16 protein-coding genes are annotated in these 16,353 nt (G+C 68.1%); 1 reads left to right on the forward strand and 15 read right to left on the reverse strand.

Annotated elements, in window-relative coordinates:
* Window positions 1-238 precede the first annotated feature (238 nt).
* The 5 genes from OHT21_RS06025 to OHT21_RS06045 all read right to left on the reverse strand — a co-directional run bounded on the left by OHT21_RS06025 (window position 239) and on the right by OHT21_RS06045 (window position 5,450).
* Window positions 239-922 carry a class II aldolase/adducin family protein gene (locus OHT21_RS06025; RefSeq protein WP_328767201.1) on the reverse strand — a complete coding sequence of 228 codons (684 nt, stop codon included), beginning with the start codon at window positions 920-922 and terminating at the stop codon, window positions 239-241.
* An 81-nt stretch (window positions 923-1,003) separates the two neighbouring features.
* The gene (locus OHT21_RS06030; protein WP_328767202.1) at window positions 1,004-1,822 is read right to left on the reverse strand and encodes an energy-coupling factor transporter transmembrane protein EcfT; all 819 of its coding nucleotides are present in this window, start codon (window positions 1,820-1,822) and stop codon (window positions 1,004-1,006) included.
* On the reverse strand, window positions 1,819-3,846 hold the full coding sequence (locus tag OHT21_RS06035) for an ATP-binding cassette domain-containing protein (RefSeq protein ID WP_328767203.1): 2,028 nt from the start codon (window positions 3,844-3,846) through the stop codon (window positions 1,819-1,821). Before OHT21_RS06035 ends, OHT21_RS06030 begins: the two co-directional genes overlap by 4 nt.
* A gap of 19 nt (window positions 3,847-3,865) precedes the next feature.
* Window positions 3,866-4,507, reverse strand: a complete 642-nt coding sequence (locus OHT21_RS06040; protein WP_328767204.1) for a mycothiol-dependent nitroreductase Rv2466c family protein — start codon at window positions 4,505-4,507, stop codon at window positions 3,866-3,868.
* A 301-nt stretch (window positions 4,508-4,808) separates the two neighbouring features.
* Window positions 4,809-5,450 (reverse strand): mycothiol-dependent nitroreductase Rv2466c family protein, encoded by a 642-nt coding sequence (locus tag OHT21_RS06045; protein WP_328767205.1) that lies wholly within the window; start codon window positions 5,448-5,450, stop codon window positions 4,809-4,811.
* A 658-nt stretch (window positions 5,451-6,108) separates the two neighbouring features.
* Here OHT21_RS06045 and OHT21_RS06050 point away from each other — a divergent pair.
* Window positions 6,109-7,299, forward strand: coding sequence for a M24 family metallopeptidase (locus OHT21_RS06050; RefSeq protein ID WP_328767206.1), 1,191 nt, complete (start codon window positions 6,109-6,111; stop codon window positions 7,297-7,299).
* A 31-nt stretch (window positions 7,300-7,330) separates the two neighbouring features.
* On the opposite strand, the gene OHT21_RS06055 is transcribed toward OHT21_RS06050, so the two are convergent.
* The 10 genes from OHT21_RS06055 to OHT21_RS06105 all read right to left on the reverse strand — a co-directional run bounded on the left by OHT21_RS06055 (window position 7,331) and on the right by OHT21_RS06105 (window position 16,338).
* Window positions 7,331-7,498 carry a hypothetical protein gene (locus OHT21_RS06055; protein ID WP_328767207.1) on the reverse strand — a complete coding sequence of 56 codons (168 nt, stop codon included), beginning with the start codon at window positions 7,496-7,498 and terminating at the stop codon, window positions 7,331-7,333.
* Between the two features lie 185 nt (window positions 7,499-7,683).
* Window positions 7,684-8,154, reverse strand: coding sequence for a MarR family winged helix-turn-helix transcriptional regulator (locus OHT21_RS06060; protein WP_328767208.1), 471 nt, complete (start codon window positions 8,152-8,154; stop codon window positions 7,684-7,686).
* 317 nt (window positions 8,155-8,471) lie between these two features.
* Window positions 8,472-9,140: a response regulator transcription factor gene (locus tag OHT21_RS06070; RefSeq protein WP_328767209.1), complete on the reverse strand. Its 669-nt coding sequence runs from the start codon at window positions 9,138-9,140 to the stop codon at window positions 8,472-8,474.
* Complete coding sequence (locus tag OHT21_RS06075; protein ID WP_328767210.1) at window positions 9,137-10,498, reverse strand: sensor histidine kinase; 1,362 nt, start codon at window positions 10,496-10,498, stop codon at window positions 9,137-9,139. Before OHT21_RS06075 ends, OHT21_RS06070 begins: the two co-directional genes overlap by 4 nt.
* 23 nt (window positions 10,499-10,521) lie before the next feature.
* Window positions 10,522-11,358: an ABC transporter permease gene (locus tag OHT21_RS06080; protein WP_443050320.1), complete on the reverse strand. Its 837-nt coding sequence runs from the start codon at window positions 11,356-11,358 to the stop codon at window positions 10,522-10,524.
* Window positions 11,355-12,293: an ATP-binding cassette domain-containing protein gene (locus OHT21_RS06085; RefSeq protein WP_328767212.1), complete on the reverse strand. Its 939-nt coding sequence runs from the start codon at window positions 12,291-12,293 to the stop codon at window positions 11,355-11,357. Before OHT21_RS06085 ends, OHT21_RS06080 begins: the two co-directional genes overlap by 4 nt.
* Window positions 12,294-12,534: 241 nt before the next feature.
* Window positions 12,535-12,912 carry a glycosyltransferase gene (locus tag OHT21_RS06090; protein ID WP_328767213.1) on the reverse strand — a complete coding sequence of 126 codons (378 nt, stop codon included), beginning with the start codon at window positions 12,910-12,912 and terminating at the stop codon, window positions 12,535-12,537.
* A 10-nt stretch (window positions 12,913-12,922) separates the two neighbouring features.
* Complete coding sequence (locus tag OHT21_RS06095; protein WP_328767214.1) at window positions 12,923-13,621, reverse strand: DUF998 domain-containing protein; 699 nt, start codon at window positions 13,619-13,621, stop codon at window positions 12,923-12,925.
* A gap of 270 nt (window positions 13,622-13,891) precedes the next feature.
* Complete coding sequence (locus OHT21_RS06100; protein WP_443050321.1) at window positions 13,892-16,117, reverse strand: MMPL family transporter; 2,226 nt, start codon at window positions 16,115-16,117, stop codon at window positions 13,892-13,894.
* A gap of 5 nt (window positions 16,118-16,122) precedes the next feature.
* Window positions 16,123-16,338 carry a hypothetical protein gene (locus OHT21_RS06105; RefSeq protein ID WP_328767216.1) on the reverse strand — a complete coding sequence of 72 codons (216 nt, stop codon included), beginning with the start codon at window positions 16,336-16,338 and terminating at the stop codon, window positions 16,123-16,125.
* Window positions 16,339-16,353: the final 15 nt, after the last annotated feature.

A 16,353-nucleotide genomic window follows, 5' to 3' on the forward strand; every position in this document is an offset into this window, starting at 1 on the left:
GCGCGCAATCGGCTGATCTGGTGCTCCCGCCATCCTCAGCGGATTGCTGGCGCAGCACATCCTGCCGGGAGCGACTCCCCTGCAGGGCGGGCGGCGCGACCTGCCTCCGCAAAGGCGCAAGGAGGGAGGGCCCTCCCCCTGTACGGCCGTCGCATGTGTGCTCAGACCGGTGTCACCATCGCTCCACCTCACTCCTCGGCCACGAGGCCCCATCCGCGCGTCGGGGCTGGCCCCACGCCTAGCTGTGTGCACGGCGCACCAAGTACTCCCACCCGGCTTTGATCTGGTGTGGGTTCCAGATCTGCTCACGCTTGAACCGGGTCTCGGCCTCGTTCGATGCAGTGAGTACGCCGCCGGCAGCCTCAGCGAGGAGCTGGGTGTGGCAGGCGCGCTCGAGCAGCACCGCGTACATGACGGCCGTCGCAATGTCCGGGCCGACCGTCACGGCGCCGTGGTGCGGCATCAGTATCGCGTTGGCGTCACCGAGCCCCTGGGCAAGCTCTCGGCCCAGGTCCCTGGTCACGATCAATGCTCCTGTGACCGTGAACCGCGGCAACTGCGGATGGGCGAACGGCACTGCATCGTGGGAGATGGGCAGGAGCTCGCGCTGGAGCGAGGAGAAGGCGCTCAGCGCGGGAGCGTGCGTGTGCACCACTGCCGCGACATCTGCACGGCGAGCGAGGATCTCGGTGTGGATGGGGAATTCCAGATGCCGGTTCCCGGTTCCCCGCAGCACCTTGCCCTCCGGCGAGACCAGGACAACCCGGTCCTCGTTGATCTCATCGAAGCCGAATCCCGAAGCTTTCATCCAGGCGCCCCTACCCTCAGGATCGCGGACTGAGGCGTGGCCCCACACCATGTCGGACAGGCCAGTGGTCGCGAGTGCGCGGCTGGCGCTCACGACGTCAGCAACAACATTCATCTGGTCGAACCTCCTTCGAACGCGCCCGGGGGCCCGGCACAGGTTTCCGCCATCCGGATCCGCTCGAACCCGAGACCGCCTTCAACTGCCAGTCGTGACCTGGACCAGGACGGACACCACGCACACGGCCAGCACCACGGCGAAGGCGACGGCGTCTCTCGACGTCGGCCGCGACGGCTGGGCTGAAATCTGGCCCGAGCCCCCCCGGGCCGTGATCGCGTCGCCCATCTCATCGGCGCGCCTGAGCGAGGCCGTCATCGCGGTGGCCAGCATGTCGATCATCTCGCTTCTGCGTCGACGCCAGCGCTCCCGCCGGGTCGTCGCAGCAACACGTGGGCGCAACCGCCGTGCAGCGAAAAGCACACGGAACTCCTGGCTCAGGATCGGGAACGCCCGCAGGGTCAGCGCGAGGGTCACCGCCCAGTCATCGATCGGAAACCGCAACGCCTTGAACGGAAGGCCCAGCTTCGAGACAGCGGGCGCGACCTCCGAGACGTTGGTCGTCCACGACACCAGTGCGCAGATCCCCATCAGCGAGGCTGTCAGCAGGAGCAACTGCAGGTAGCCGAGCAGGCCGCCAAGACCGGCCGGGTCACCGCCTGCGGCGCCGAACGCCACGCCGCCGATGAGCAGGAGCACCCACAGCAGGGGCGGCATCGTGGGCAGCACTCCCCGCGTGACGCCGGCCAGCCTGCCCACGGCCAGCGCGAACACAGCGAGCAGTCCGCTCGTCGTCCAGGTAGGGAAGGACACCAGCAGCACCGAGAAGACCGCCACGACGATCAGCTTGGTACCTGCCCACAAACGGTGGACGGGTGAGTTCCCGGGAACCGGACGCAGCAGCACCAACGGCTTGGTACGCCTGCGCTTCCTGACGGATTCGGTCTGTGCCGCGGTCATCGAGCGCCTCCGGTGTGAGTCGGCGCCGGCACGAGTGTGCCCTTGTGCAGCTGCAGAGTGCGCGGACACAGCTCGTCGAGCCCGGAGAAGTCGTGGGAGATGACGATCACCGTGAGTCCTGTGTCCCGGCGCAACTCGGTGAGCAGCGCCAACAAGCCACGCGAACTCGCAGCGTCGAGGCCCGCAAGTGGTTCGTCGAGGATGATCGCACGCGGCTCACGGGCCAGCAGGCTGGCAAGTACCACACGCCGCATCTGACCGCCGCTGAGCTGGTCGATACGGCGATTCGCCAACGCGGGGTCCAGACCGACAGTGACCAGGGCGCGCTCCACGCGGCTGTGGTCGCCGGGGTCGAACCCGGACGCCGAAGCGATCTCGAACTCGACGCTGGCACGCATCAGCTGGAGCCGAGCGGCCTGGAACGACATCGCGACCGCACCCACTTGGTCTGACACCGGACTGCCGTCCAGCAGGCAGCTGCCCTTCGTCGGCTCCACGAGTCCAGCCATGATCCACGCGAGTGTCGACTTTCCCGAGCCGTTCAGCCCGTGGATCAGCACGCCGTCACCTTCGCCGATCGTAAGGTCGATGTCGTGGAGGGCCGTCGATGCCCACGGGGTGCCGCTGCCGTACTCGTGTCCGACGCCCCGCAACTCGAGCAGTGGTTGACCGCTGCGGTGGCTCGGCGCGAGCTTGGCGGCCGGGACGGGCGCCGAGACCACCATGTCGACGTTGTCCTCGTTGCCAGTCAGGTTGACGATGCGATCGGCGGTGCAGGCCTCGTCGTTGAAGTGGGTGATGTGGACGATCGCCATGTCGTGGCGCTGGGTCAGCCCTGTCAACATGTCGATGAGCGTGTCCCGGCCAGGCTGGTCGACCATGCTGGTGATCTCGTCGGCGATCAAGAGGCGCGGCTCCCGAGCAAGCGCTGCAGCGACCGCAAGACGTTGGAGCTCGCCGCCCGACAGGGCTCCGGTGTCGCGTTCACCCAGCTCCGCAAGACCTACCTCGGCGAGCAAGCGGTCAACGTCGACGGAGACGCCGGACGGGAGACCCCACACGACGTCGTCGACGACGCGGGTACCGAGGACCTGGCTCTCCGGGTGCTGCATGACCACTGCGGTCCCACCGAACTGGCCAAGACCGACCGCCCCGGGGCGGTCGAGGGCGCCTGATGTGGCCTCACGACCGGAGAGCATCAGCATGAGAGTCGTCTTGCCGGACCCGTTGGCACCGGTGACGGCCACGTGCTCCCCCGACTTGATGGTCAGGTTCAGCGGGCCGACAGCGTCCTGGACCGTACCGGGGTAGCGGAAGCAGGCGTCGCGCAAGGTGACCGGCACGGGTGCGACCGGGCGGTCGTCGTGGGCGAAGTCCAGTTGGTGGACGTCTGGAACGCTGCCGAGTCGGGCGAACACTCGCGACACGGCCCACCAGGCGACCATGTTGATGATGGTCATGATGACCATCGAGGTCGAGATGACGAAGATCGGCCAGTAGTCGATCAGCGTCGCCGCGGCGTCGCGCACCCAGTCGCCGACCGACTCCAGCGCGGGCACCACGCTGAGGATGTTCGCGACGCCGTCGGAGTAGCCGGTGATGAGCTCGAAGATCACGCTCCGGAATGCCGAGAGCACTGCCACCAAGGCTGCGACACCGACCCCAAAGACGGCGCCCGCCGTGACGGCGGCGATGGAGATGCTCCAGATGCCTCCGCCCCGACGCTTCACGAAGCCGACCAGGCCACCGATGTAGGCACAGATCACTATCACGCAGGGACCTGCCAGGCCGACGACGAGGAACGTGACGATGGTGCTGGCGATCGCCGCTGCTCCGAGCACCCGAAGACGGTGGCGGAACGCCAGCAGAGCCATCGGCACGGTGCCGAGCGTCAGAAGCGGGGCTGCGAACGGCAGCGCGGCGGCGGTGACTGCGATGGCGCTGCAGAGGGCTGCCATCACCGCCGCGTGCGCAAGTTCGGCTGGTTGCAGCGGCCCGGTTCGCCGGAACGCTTCAGTCTTCATGTTCGCAGCCCTCTCCGCTTCAGCTGACGTCAGGCGTCAGGTCCTCGGGCTGCTGGCGCTTGATCTCCCAGAAATCCGGATAGGAAGCGAGTGTCAGTACGGCATCCCACAGCTTGCCGGCCTCTTCGCCCCGAGGGATGCGAGAGAGCACCGGACCGAACACCGCGACACCGTTGATGTGGATGGTCGGGACGCCGGCGATGGCGCCGGGCGCCTTCACGCCCTGGTCAGTGCTCGCGCGCAGCGACTCCTGGTACTCCTCCGAGGTGGCGGCGTCAGCCAGCTCGGCCGGCAGATCGACCTCGGCAAGCGCCTCCGCGATGATCTTGTCGAAGTCCTTCTTCAGCAGGTCGCCGAAGGCCTTGTTGTCGCCGTTGTGGATGCGCGAGCCCAACGCGGCGTAGAGCGGCTCCACGATCTCCGCGCCGTGCGCGCGCTCGGCGGCCGCCAACACCCGGACCGGCGCCCACGCCTTCGCCATGATCTTCGGGTTGCTGAACTGGGTAGGAAGGTCATCCTCATTGAGGATCGCCAGGCTCAGGAGGTGGAACGACACCTCGAAGTCACGGACCGCCCTCGCCTCCAGGAGCCAGCGGGACGTGATCCAGCTCCACGGGCAGAACGGGTCGAACCAGAAGTCGGCACGGGCCTTGTCGGACATGGCATACCTCTCAGTGAGATGAAATCGGGTGCGATGGGGATCGAGTCACGGCCGCTCACCCAATGTCTTGAGTCAGGTTCAGACCGTGCTCTAGTGGATGGTTTTTTGCAGGTCAGCGCCTTCGCCGCCGGTGCGGCGGCTCAACGCGGGCGCACGATCGTGCACACGAACTGCGCGGCGTGCGACATCGGACGTAGCCGCAAGGAGAGGTGATCGCTCGTCGCAGCAGACTGGCTGAGGCTCTGCACCTCGGTTACTGAAGGCCCTCAGCCACCAAGTTCCGAGCGCCCAAGCCCGCAGCTCAGCCGAAGTCCGGCTCGAGGTCTGCGCGGTCGCGCTTGAGCTCCCAGAAGTCCGGACAGGAAGCGAGCGTCAGGACGGCGTCCCACAGCTTGCCGGCCTCCTCCCCCGGCGGGACGATCCGGCCGATCACCGGCCCGAAGAACGCCACACCGTTGATGTGGAGAGTCGGAGTGCCGATACCACCGCCGGGCACGTCCATGCCCTCACTGTTGCTCTTCTTCAGCGCGGCGTCCCACGTGGGGTCCGCCGCCGCCTCCGCCAGCTCAGCGGGCAGACCGACCTCGGCGAGGGCGTCCGCGATCAGCACATCGAAGTCACGCGCGACGACGTCCTTGAATCCCTTGTTGCCGGCGTGGTGGATCCGCGAGCCGATCGCGGTGTAGAGCGGGCCGAGCATCTCACGGCCGTAGGCATCCTCCACCGCCGCGGCCACGCGCACCGGCGCGTACACCTTGCGCAGCATCTCCGGGTCATTCAGCTGGTGGGGCAGGTCGCCTTCATTGAGCACGACCAGGCTCATCACGTGCCACGTCACCTCGAAGTCGCGGACCTTCTGCGCCTCGAGGAGCCATCGGGAGGTGAGCCAGCTCCACGGACACAGTGAGTCGAACCAGAAATCGACATGAGGCTTTTCGGACATGAAGGAGTTTCCTCTCGTAGCGGCTGGGTGATTCGCAACGCGACGTGGCGCCGACCACACCTCAGACCTATCAACGTTACTGACATATGTCAACGAAGTTGATATTTACTCCTGCGGGCCCCCTCCGGCAGACCGGAGGGGCAACAGGGGGCGGCTCGGGCCAGACGGCAGACCCTCAGTAGATGCATAGTCGTCGGCGGGGCACGCCCCACGCGTCCCCTCACAGCAGGCTTTGACCTACTGCTCTCGCAGTAGCCGAGCGAGCAACCAGAATTCCGCCGGATCCCTGCACGCCATCTCGGCAACAGGGGCACGCCACACCGGAGCCAGGCGACCTACGCAATCACCGCCGAATTGTTGACAATAATGTTAGTGTTCTGATGGCGCTGTGGCGCACCGGAGATCCGTGTGTGCAGCGGTGGAATCGTCACCTCGGGAAGAGCGTCGACCACCCGACGGTCAGGCGGCCGTGCCACGTCCGACGTCACCCGGCGCCGGCCGTGGAAAGCCGGGCCGTGTCACGCCGACCCATGAGAGGACTGCGCTCCGTCGCCCTAGGAGCGGTAGATCGACCAGATCCGGACGTAGGGAGAAAACCGTGCAGGCTATGCGTGGCGTCCAGGGGGTCTTGGGTATCCCCGCGCCTATCAACGAACCGATGTTCAGCACGGTGGAGCGGGATCGGCGCTGGGGTCGCCTGCGGGCCTTGATGGACGAGGAGGGCGTGGAGCTGCTGATCGTCCTGCCCGCCTGGGTCACCTCGGACTCGCTCTACATCGCCGACACGATCGGCGTCACCATATTTCCGCGAGAGGGCGACCCGATCCTGATCCTAGGCGGTGAGCACAGCAACTATGCCGTGGAGCGTCCACACTGGATCGACGACCGGATGAGCGCGACACCGTTCGGCTCGACTGCTCCCGAGTACGGGCTGGTCACCGCCGAGGTGCTTCGCCGGCGCGGCCTCGTCGGCCGACGCACGGCGATCGCCGGGCTACGCGGCGACGAGTACTCGTCAGTGCGGCAGCCCGAGGGTTATGCCGCACACACCACGGTGTCACGCATCGCAGAAGCCGTCGGCGGCGAGAACATCGTCGACGGGACCGCAATCCTTGGACGCGCACGGTACGTCAAGGGCGCAGAGGAGATCGCCCGCCTGGCCGCCAGCGTGCGCGTGGGCGAGGCATCGCTCGCTGCGATGGCGGCCTCGGCCAGAGAGGGCGTAGCCCAGGCCGAGGTGTTCGGGCAGATGCTGTTGGCGCAAGTCCGGGCCGGCGCAGACGTACTGCACATCGCCTGGGCACCCGGCCCTTGGGGCGCAATGCGGCATCGATACGTAACCCCGCCGCCGGGAGTCCTCGAGCGGGGCACGTACGTCGCCACGGAGCTGATGCCCGAGATCCGGGGCTACCAGGCCCAGGTTGCCCAGCCCCTGGTGGTCGGATCCCCCTCGGCCCGGGCGCGCGACATCTTCGAGCGCAACGCCGCGGCGTTCGACATCGCCGTGGAAACGATGCGGCCGGGGAAACAGTGGGGTGACGTCTTCGCAGCCGTGGAGTCCGTAGCGGGCGCGGACGACGGACACATGCTCACCCTCCTCCACGGCCGCGGACTCGGCAACGACGGACCACTGCTCATTCCCAACCGCGACCGGTCCCACGTGGCCGAGCTACCGATCACGGCGAACACCACATTCATCCTCAAGCCGTTCCTTGAGGTACCCGAGGCTCCCGTCCCATCCCCGCGAACCCACGATGTCACGTGGGGCGACACCGTCGTCGTGACCGAGACGGGCGCCGAGCGGCTGGGGACCCGACGGCGCGAGCTGACCGTCGTCGACCAAGCGTGACAGCGGGGCCCCGGCGCGCAGCTGTTACCCCTCACTCTGCGACGGACCAGCGCTGCACCTGGAGCCCGGTCGGCGCCGACCAGCGCGCGACCGCGCGGTCGTCCGTCGCGCGGCCTCGGCCAGCCGATCGCCGCGAGCGCTGCTTGATCTGTGCGAGGCTGGGGTTGGTCGAGGTGATGCCGTCTCGGAACTTGACCATAGGCACCACGTGGTTGCCATCGTCGACGCGCCCAACGAAATCAGCCCCCCGGGCCTCCTCAATGTCGATGATCGCAAGGTTGCAATATCAACCCATCTGACACATCGGTCCCATCAACCGCAGCGCATCGTCACTCACGCCGTCCCCGGAGCCCGACGCCTCGCTGCACTCGCGACGCCTGGCCGCTACTTCGCTCCGTTCCGGCGTGATCGAACCGCCGATTCCCCAGCCCCGACGTTGCGCGCATCGATCGCGTGGAGCAGCTTCTTGAGCTCATGGCGCTCGCCGGACTCGAGTTGGGCCATCAGGCGTTCATCGGCGACGCGCACTGCCACTTCGGCCCGCTTCAACAGGGCCCTGCCCTTGGGTGTCAGCCGGGCGGGCAGGCTCCTGCCCGACGACACGGTAGCCGGCCGCGCGATCACGCCCATCTCCTGCAGGTCCCGCACGACCTTGTTCATCGCCTGCGGCGACACGCCGGCATGGCGGGCCAGCTCGGCGTTGGACTGAGACGGGAACATAGACAAGTTGCGCATGCACACGAACTCCGGCAATCCGATGCCGAACGGCTGGAGCTCCGCGGCCACCAGCGGACGCAGAGCGGCCATCACCTGGTAGAGCAGGAAGCCCAGCGGCTGATCTTCATGGTCATGCATATCAAGTAGTTTGACACACTGCGGCTTGCTGATTGCCCAGTGGGGCGACCACCACCTGCCCGGTTCAACCTGGCCCGTGTCCAGCCCAGGTTTCGCACCCTCCGCCCGCACCTGCTGCCCAGCCCATGCAACGGGACGTTCAACACCCGTGCCAAGAAGGCCAATTGGCTCGAAGAACCGACGTCCTGCCATCCGTCACAGCGTCGGCAGAACGACCAAGCGGCCCCAGAGTATGGCGGCAGGCAGACGACTCAAAGCATGCAAAGGTTGAACTTCAGGCTCAGGGCTGGCGCCCCAGCAGACCCGCGGCACGGCTGCTACGGCCTTGTCCGAACCAGTCCTGCGTCGTACGCGAAGATGACGGCCTGGATGCGGTCCCTGGCTCCGATCTTGGCGAGGACCCGGCCGACGTGCTTCTTCACCGTGGATTCGGTGAGGACGAGCCGTTCGGCGATCTCTGTGTTGTTCCAGCCCCGGCCGATGGCCATAAGCACCTCCCGCTCACGGCCGCTGAGGGTGGCCAGCCGGGGGTCTTCGGTGGCAGGGGTGCTGCTCGGGGCGAGGACCTGATGGGCGTAGGCGTCCAGCAGGCGCCGGGTCAGGCTGGGGGCCACGACGGCGTCGCCGGTGGCGACCGCGTGGATGCCGGCGACGATCTCCTCGGGGCGTGCGTCCTTGAGCAGGAAGCCGCTGGCTCCGGCGCGCAGTCCGTCGTGGGCGTACTCGTCGAGGTCGAAGGTGGTCACGATGAGGATGTGGGTCCGACCGCCGGCGGCGGTGATCCGGCGGGTTGCCTCCAGGCCGTCCATGCCGGGCATGCGGATGTCCATCAGGACGACGTCGGGGCGCAGTTCGGCTGCCATGCGGACGGCCTCCGCGCCGTGCTCGGCCTCGCCGACGCAGGTCAGGTCGGGGGTGCCCTCGATGAGCATGCGGAAGCCCATGCGCTGCAGGGGCTGGTCGTCCGCGATCAGCACCGTGGTCATGGCAGCGGGTCTTCTCCTGGTGCCGGCGGGGCAGGCTCGTCGGATGTGCGGAGTGCGACGTCGACGATCCAGCCGGGCCGGTCGTCGCGCGGGCCGATGGTGGCGGTGCCGCCGTACAGGGCGGCCCGCTGGCGGATGCCGACCAGGCCGTGCCCGGGGTCGTCGGGCTGCGGCCCCGGCCCGGGTACCTCCAGTGGGGCTCCGGTGTCGGCGATCCGGATGCGGACCTGTCCGGCGTCCGCGGTCACGGCAACCTCGGCGGTGGAGCCTGCACCGGCGTGCTTGAGGGTGTTGGTCAGGGCTTCCTGGACGATGCGGTAGACGGTCAGCTGCACGCTGCTGCCGAGAGTGTCGAGGTTGCCCACGCTCCGGTAGGTGACGCCCAGTCCCGCGGTGCGGACCCGCGCCAGCAGGGCGTCCAGATCGCGGATGCCGGGCTGCGGGCTGAGCGGCCGGTCGCCGTGCTGCTTCTCGCGCAGGACGCCCAGGACGCGCCGTAGTTCGCTCATAGCCTGGCGGCCGGTGTCGCCGAGGATACGCAGGGCCTGTTCGGACTGCTCGCCGCTGTTGGCGGCAAGGCTGGCGGCGCCGTCGGCGACACTGATCATGACGGAGAGATTGTGGCCGACGATGTCGTGCATCTCGCGGGCGACGCGGGAACGTTCGGCGGCGACGGTGAGCTGTTCACGCTGGTCGCGTTCGATCTCCAGCCGTCGGGCACGGTCTTCCAGCGCGGTCAGATACAGCTGGCGGGTACGCAGCATCAGCCCGACGGCGGCAGCGGCAGTCATCGTCCCCAGCTCGAAGAACAGGCTCTGCAGCCAGCGTTCAGTCGGCAGCAGGACGAGAACCGGAACCGTTTCCTGCGCGATGGCTACGGCGGCGACCCAGCCCAGCAGCCGCAGGGAACCGTAGCGGGCCATGGTGTACAGAGCGATGAACGCGGCGATGCTGGCCGCCAATTGCAGGCCCAGCACCCCTTGGACGAGGGCGACCAGCGCGATCACGAAATACACGGAGGCCGGGGCGCGGCGGCGCCACCACAGCGGCACGATAAGGGCGGCGGACACCACGTAGGAGAGGGCGGCCGGCAGGTCGTCGCGGCCATCGGTCACCCCGAAGGGGCCGTCTCTGCCGCCGTCGGAGAACAGGTCGGTCAGGCCGATCACCGCGATGATCAGCACAACCGCGGTGTCGAGCAGCCAGGGATACTGCTGGCCCAGCTGCTTGAGGCGGCGCTGGCGTCGCAGCAGCCAGTCCAGCAGGGGATGTCCCCCGCCGGCCTCGGGTCCGGGGGGCGGCGAGGAAGCCGCCCCCCGTACCCGGTCCGCGGCGAAGGCCGCGCGGTGCCGACTCATGATTTCGCTTGTCTCCTACCTGCTCAGACGTCGGTCCGCTTCAGCCGGAAGGCCGCCGCGGCGAGTGCGAGAGCCACCCAGCCGGCGAAGACCACGAACCCGCCACCGGGCGAGAGGGAATCAGCCGACTGGTGCAGGGAGAACATGGCCTCTCCAGCCGTGCTGGGGAAGCGCGGCTCGAGCGCGTCGGCCATCGAGTCTGGCAGCAGCGAGGTCAGATTGGGCAGGATCATCATGATGCCGAGCAGGGAGGAGATACCCCCGGCAGGAGAGCGCAGCAGCGCGCCCAGAGCCACACCGAACGCCGCCACCAGAGCCACATAGACCCCGAAACCGAGCAGGCTGCGCAGCACACCCTCATCCCCCAGCGACAGGGAGATCTTCTCGCCGTCCAGGCCGATCGTGCCCAGCGCGAACGCCATCAGCGCGCCGATCGTGGTAAGGACCAGCACCAGCAGCGCCACCACGGCACTCTTGGCGAACAGCACCGGCAGCCGCGTGGGGACCGCAGTAAGCGTGGAGCGGATCATGCCCGTGCTGTACTCGCCTGCGAACAGCAGCACTCCCAGCGAGCCCACGACCAGCGACACCAACGGCGTGCCCATCAGGGCCAGGCTGACCGCGTCACTGGAACCGTCGCCCATGCCCTGATCGGAGTTCCCTGCCGTGGGGGGACTGTAGGTGGCGGAAGCGATCACCCCGAAGGCGAGCAGCACGACCAGGGAGGCAGCCAGGGCGATCCAACTGGAGCGCAACGACCAGAACTTGAGCCACTCCGAGCTCACAACCCCGCGGGGCGTCACCTTGCCCACCGGCGTCGCAGCGGCAGGTGCCTCGGAAAGAGAAGAGGTAGTCATCATGCCGCCTGTCGGTCGGTGGCCGCGTGGTCGGCGGGTGCGCTGTGGTACTCCACAGCGTCGCGGGTGAGGTCCATGAAGGCCGTCTCCAGGGAAGCGGCCTGCGAGGTCAGCTCAGACAGCGGCACCCCGTGCGAGGCGGCAATCATTCCGATCTCCCGGGCGGTGCGCCCGGAGACCACCAACTCCTCGGCGGAGTCGGAGGTGATCACCACATCCGGGCCGGCGATGAGCGAGCGCAGCCGCTCCGCCTGGTCGGTGACGACCTTCACGCCACCTCCGGCGGCCGTCCTCGTGAAATCGTCCAGCGTGGTGTCCGCGAGCAGCCGTCCGCGGCCGACGATGATCAAGTGGTCGGCGATCAGCGCCATTTCGCTCATCAGGTGCGAGGAGAGCATCACCGCCCGGCCCTCGTCAGCCATCCCGCGAAGAAGGTTGCGCACCCACAGCACGCCCTCCGGGTCCAGGCCGTTGACCGGCTCGTCCAGCATGACGATCTCCGGATCGCCCAGGAGTGCTGCGGCGATGCCGAGCCGCTGCCCCATGCCGAGTGAGAAGGCGCCCACCCGCTTGCCTGCCACACTGGTCAATCCGGCCAGCTCGATCACTTCGTCCACCCGGCGGCGCGCGATGCCGTGCGTGTGTGCCAGCGCCATCAGATGGTTACGTGCGCTGCGCCCCGGGTGGACGGACTTGGCCTCGAGCAGAGTGCCGATCTCGTGCAGCGGCGCCGGGTGCTCCGCGTAGGCGCGACCATTGACGGTGACTGAGCCCCCGGTAGGGGCATCGAGACCGGCGATCATGCGCATGGTTGTCGACTTGCCCGCGCCGTTGGGGCCGAGGAAGCCGGTCACTTCACCGGGTTTGACAGAAAAGCTCAGACGGTCCACGGCCGTCTTGTCGCCGTAGCGCTTGGTCAGCTCGTGCGCTTCGATCATCGAGGTCACCCTTTCTCCACTCCGATCACGGCCACGGAAGGGCCGTGACCTCTGCTTTCGACGCTACGGGCGGGAAAGGCCGAATCACTGGGACCGCGGGCCACTCTTCGAGGGCCCACTGGTACTGAGGTACCAGTGGGCCACCGCCAGCAGGAGAACGACCGTCGGGTGAACTTCCCCCGAGGGTGCTGAGTGGCCACGACGAAGAGTGGCGGCGGCAGTACCAGCCCTCCTCGGTTCATCACCAGCGATCAGAATGCGCTGCGTATCCATGCCGGTCAGGGTGAGCGGTGGCGGGGAGGCGGGGCGTGGGAAGGCCGCGCAGGACTCGAGCCGCCCGCTCATAGAGACCCTCGAAAGCGGTCAGAGTATGGGTGATGTCGTGCTCGGCGATGAGGGTCCGGCTTGCCTCGCCCATCCGCACTCGCTCCTCGGCACCGTCCAGGACAGAGGCGAGAGCTGCGGTCAGGGCCGAGATGTCACCGGGAGGATAGAGACAGCCGTTATATCCGTGATGCACCAGATGGGGCAGCGCCATAGCAGCGGCGGCGACCACCGGCTTGCCGGCGGCCATGGCCTCCATGGTGACCAGGCTCTGCAGCTCTGCCGTGCCTGGCATACAAAACACATCACAGCACAGATACGTGGCCAGGAACGATGCACCGGCCGCGGTGCTTGCCCAAGACATGAGCCGCAGCGAGCGGGCCCTTGCCTTCAAGGCGGGGTGGCGACCGATCCGCCGAGCGATGAGCAGCCCGCCGGCCGGCAGTGCTGTGACTGCTGCGGCACAGGCCCAGCGGTGCACCAGGCCGCCGACCGTGGTCGGGCTGTCGACCGGGGTCGGTCCTGAAGGCTGCGCACAGTGCAAGACCAGCGCACCAAGTGCCCAGCAGCACCGTCGGCGCTCCCCCCACCGGGAAACGGGAACGCACGGCCGAGGCAAGGAGCGACATCGATCCCACCGACAGGCACGCCACCGTGGCTGCAAAGACCTGGTGCGCATCATCGTCGAGCGCGTAATCGCTCACCGTCTGCCGGACCGCGTCGAATTTGTGGGCCCAACCCACGTGCAGGGCAGTGGCCCCGACCAGGGAAACGGCCACCCCCGCCTGGGTGGCGGCCGCAAGAGCGCGGGAAACGTGTCTTGGTTTCATCGGCCGCACCACACCTGCGCCGCGATGTGGCGTGGGCGAGCCGGTCGGTGCGGCTTGTATGAAGGACGCGCCGGGCGCGGCTGCATCGTGGCGTGCGTGGCCGCCGCTGTCGCGGAACAACCGGGCGTCGAAGAAGTTGGCGACGGCAGTGATGTGCCGGCTGGTGATGGCCATGTGCGACCGTCCTCCTGTGATGGACCCTTGGTGCGGGGCACGGCCTCGCATGGCAGGTGATCGCGCACGAGCGCGACAGCGGGCAGCCCGCCCGGCGGCAGGCTGCTCTTGCTGCCGCGATGTCCGTGTCGTTGGGGCGCACAGCGCCCGGGTTCGGCTGTGCGCATCTGCCATGCACGCGCTGGGCTCGGACGGGCTTCCGCCCGGGCCCAGCGCGTGGACGTGGCGCCGCCTGATCAACGTGCAGCGGCGATCATGGCAATCTGCCGATCAAGGAGCTGCGGTCACCTTGGCCGCTGGTGGGCTGTCCGCAGGGGCTTCGAGCGTCACCTTGGGCAGCCACCGGGCGAGCGGGGCGGGCAGCCACCAGGCCCACTTGCCCATCATCTGCATGAGGGCCGGCACCATCAGGCAGCGGATGACCAGCGCGTCCATCAAGATCGCCACCGCGAGACCCAGGCCGAACTGTTGGAGCATCCGGTCGGCGCTCAGCATGAAGGCGCCGAACACCACGATCATGATGGCGCCTGCCGCCGTGATCACCTTGCCGGTGGAGGCCAGTCCTTCCCGTACCGCGAGGGAATGGTCCTTCGTACGTTCCCACTCCTCGTGCATTCGCCCGACGAGGAACACCTCGTAGTCCATGGAGAGCCCGAACACGATCGCGAAGATCAGCACGGGAAGGAAGGCTTCGATCGGGCCCGGCTGCACCCCGAACAAACCGTGCTGGAACACCAGGGTCATGGCGCCGAGCGCGGCGGCGATCGAGATCAGGTTCAGCAACGCTGCCTTGAGGGGAATCAGGATCGACCGGAAGACCATCATCAGGAGCAGGGACGACAGCCCGACCACGACGGCGATGAAGATCGGCATCCGCTTGGCGACGGTCTCCGAGAAGTCCTGGGAGCCTGCGACGGCACCGCCCACCAGGACATTGGCGCCGGTGTCCTGCTCGAGTTTCGGGGCCACGTCCTCGCGCAGGTGGTGCACCAGGTCGGCAGTGCCCTTGTCCTGCGGTTTCGTCGTCGGATAGACGAACACGGTGGACAGGGCGCCATCCTCGGAGGGCACCGCAGGGCTGGCCGCCGCCACACCCTCGGTCTTGGCCAGTGCGGCCGACACGGTCTTGCCTGCTGCCGCGTCTCCTTGCGCAAGGACGATCAGCGGACCGTTGAAGCCCGGGCCGAAGCCCTCAGTGAGCAGGTCGTACGCCTGCCGGGAAGTCATGGTCTTCGGATCGTTGCCCGCGTCGGCGAAGCCGAGCCGCATGCCCAGAGCCGGTGCGGACAGCGCCAGCAGGGCGATGGTGGCGGCCACCAGAGCCGGCAACGGCCGACGCTGTACCGCCGAGGCCAGGGCCCTCCAGCGGCGTCCTTCGGCCTTGCCCTTGGCCTCGGTCTTGGCCGCGTGCTTGAGCACATGGCGCTGGATGCGCTTGCCGAGGATCGCAAGGAGTGCGGGCAGCAGGACCAGCGAGGCGGCCATGGTGGTCAGCACGGTCAGCGCCAGGGAAAGGGCCACACCCTGCAGCGAGCCGAGACCGAGCGCGACCAGCCCCAGCAGGGCAATGATCACCGTGCAGCCGGCGAAGAACACCGTACGTCCTGCGGCGTCCAGGGCCTTACGGGTGGCTTGGTCCGGCTCGGCGCCGTCGGTGAGTTCCTGCCGGTAGCGGTAGAAGATCAGCAGGGCGTAGTCGATGCCGACGCCGAGCCCGACGAGCATCGTGATGGGCGGCGTGAAGTCGGCGATGGTGAAGATGTGCGAGGCGAAAATGATCAGCCCGAGGGCCGAGCCGACCGCGAAGAGGGCAGTGACCAGCGGCACGGCGGCCGCCACCAGGGAGCCGAAGAGCAGCCCGAGGATGATCACAGCGGCCACGATGCCGGCCATTTCCGCGATCGGGGCTTCCTTCTCCTCGGCACCGCGCACGGCCTCGCCACCGAGCTCGACCTGGAGACTGCCTGACTCGATGTCCTGGGCGGTTTCGATGATCTTGGCGACCTGCGCCTTCGGCACGGCCTCGGTCTTGCCGTCGAGCGTGACGGTGGCGTAGCCGATCGTGCCGTCCTTGGACACGGCAGCGGCGTCGGCGTAAGGGCTGCGCACCTCGGCGACGCCCGGCAGCTGCTCGACCTCGGCCAGCATCTTCTCCACGGCGGCCTTGGGCTGGTCGATGCCCTGGGTGTCCTTGAGGACGATCTCGACACTGTCCCCGGCCTGGCTCGAACCGTGCTTCGTGAACAGGTCGGTGGCCGTCTGCGAGTCGGTGCCCGGCAGCGCGAAGTTGTTCTTGTACGCGGCGCCGGCGGCCGTCGAGCCCAAGGTGACGGCGGCCAGGACGGCCACCCAGAGCAGCAGGGCGGCCCAGCGGTGACGCTGGGCCCAGTCGGCCATGGCGCCGAACCGGCCGACGCGCGCTTTGGCTCGTCGGCCTTCTCGGCCTGGTGGTGCAGGCGGGGCAAGGGGCGCGGGTGCGCCGCGGTTGGGAGACATGGTGACTACCTCGGATTCGAGCGTGAGTTGCCGGGCATGAGGAACGCGCCCACCACGGCGCCGCACAGGGCAGGCGCGCCGATCGCCAGGCCGGCGAACAGGCCGTCGATCTCCAAGGCCAGGGCCCCGGCGGCCGAGACCAGCAGAATTCCGGCGGCAGCTCCGACGAGAGCGCCGACGATCGCGGTCGTGACCCGTCCGGAAGAGCGAGGTGCGTTCATGCCGTTGATCGTGCA

Source organism: Streptomyces sp. NBC_00286 (assembly GCF_036173125.1).
Classification (GTDB): Bacteria; Actinomycetota; Actinomycetes; order Streptomycetales; family Streptomycetaceae; genus Streptomyces.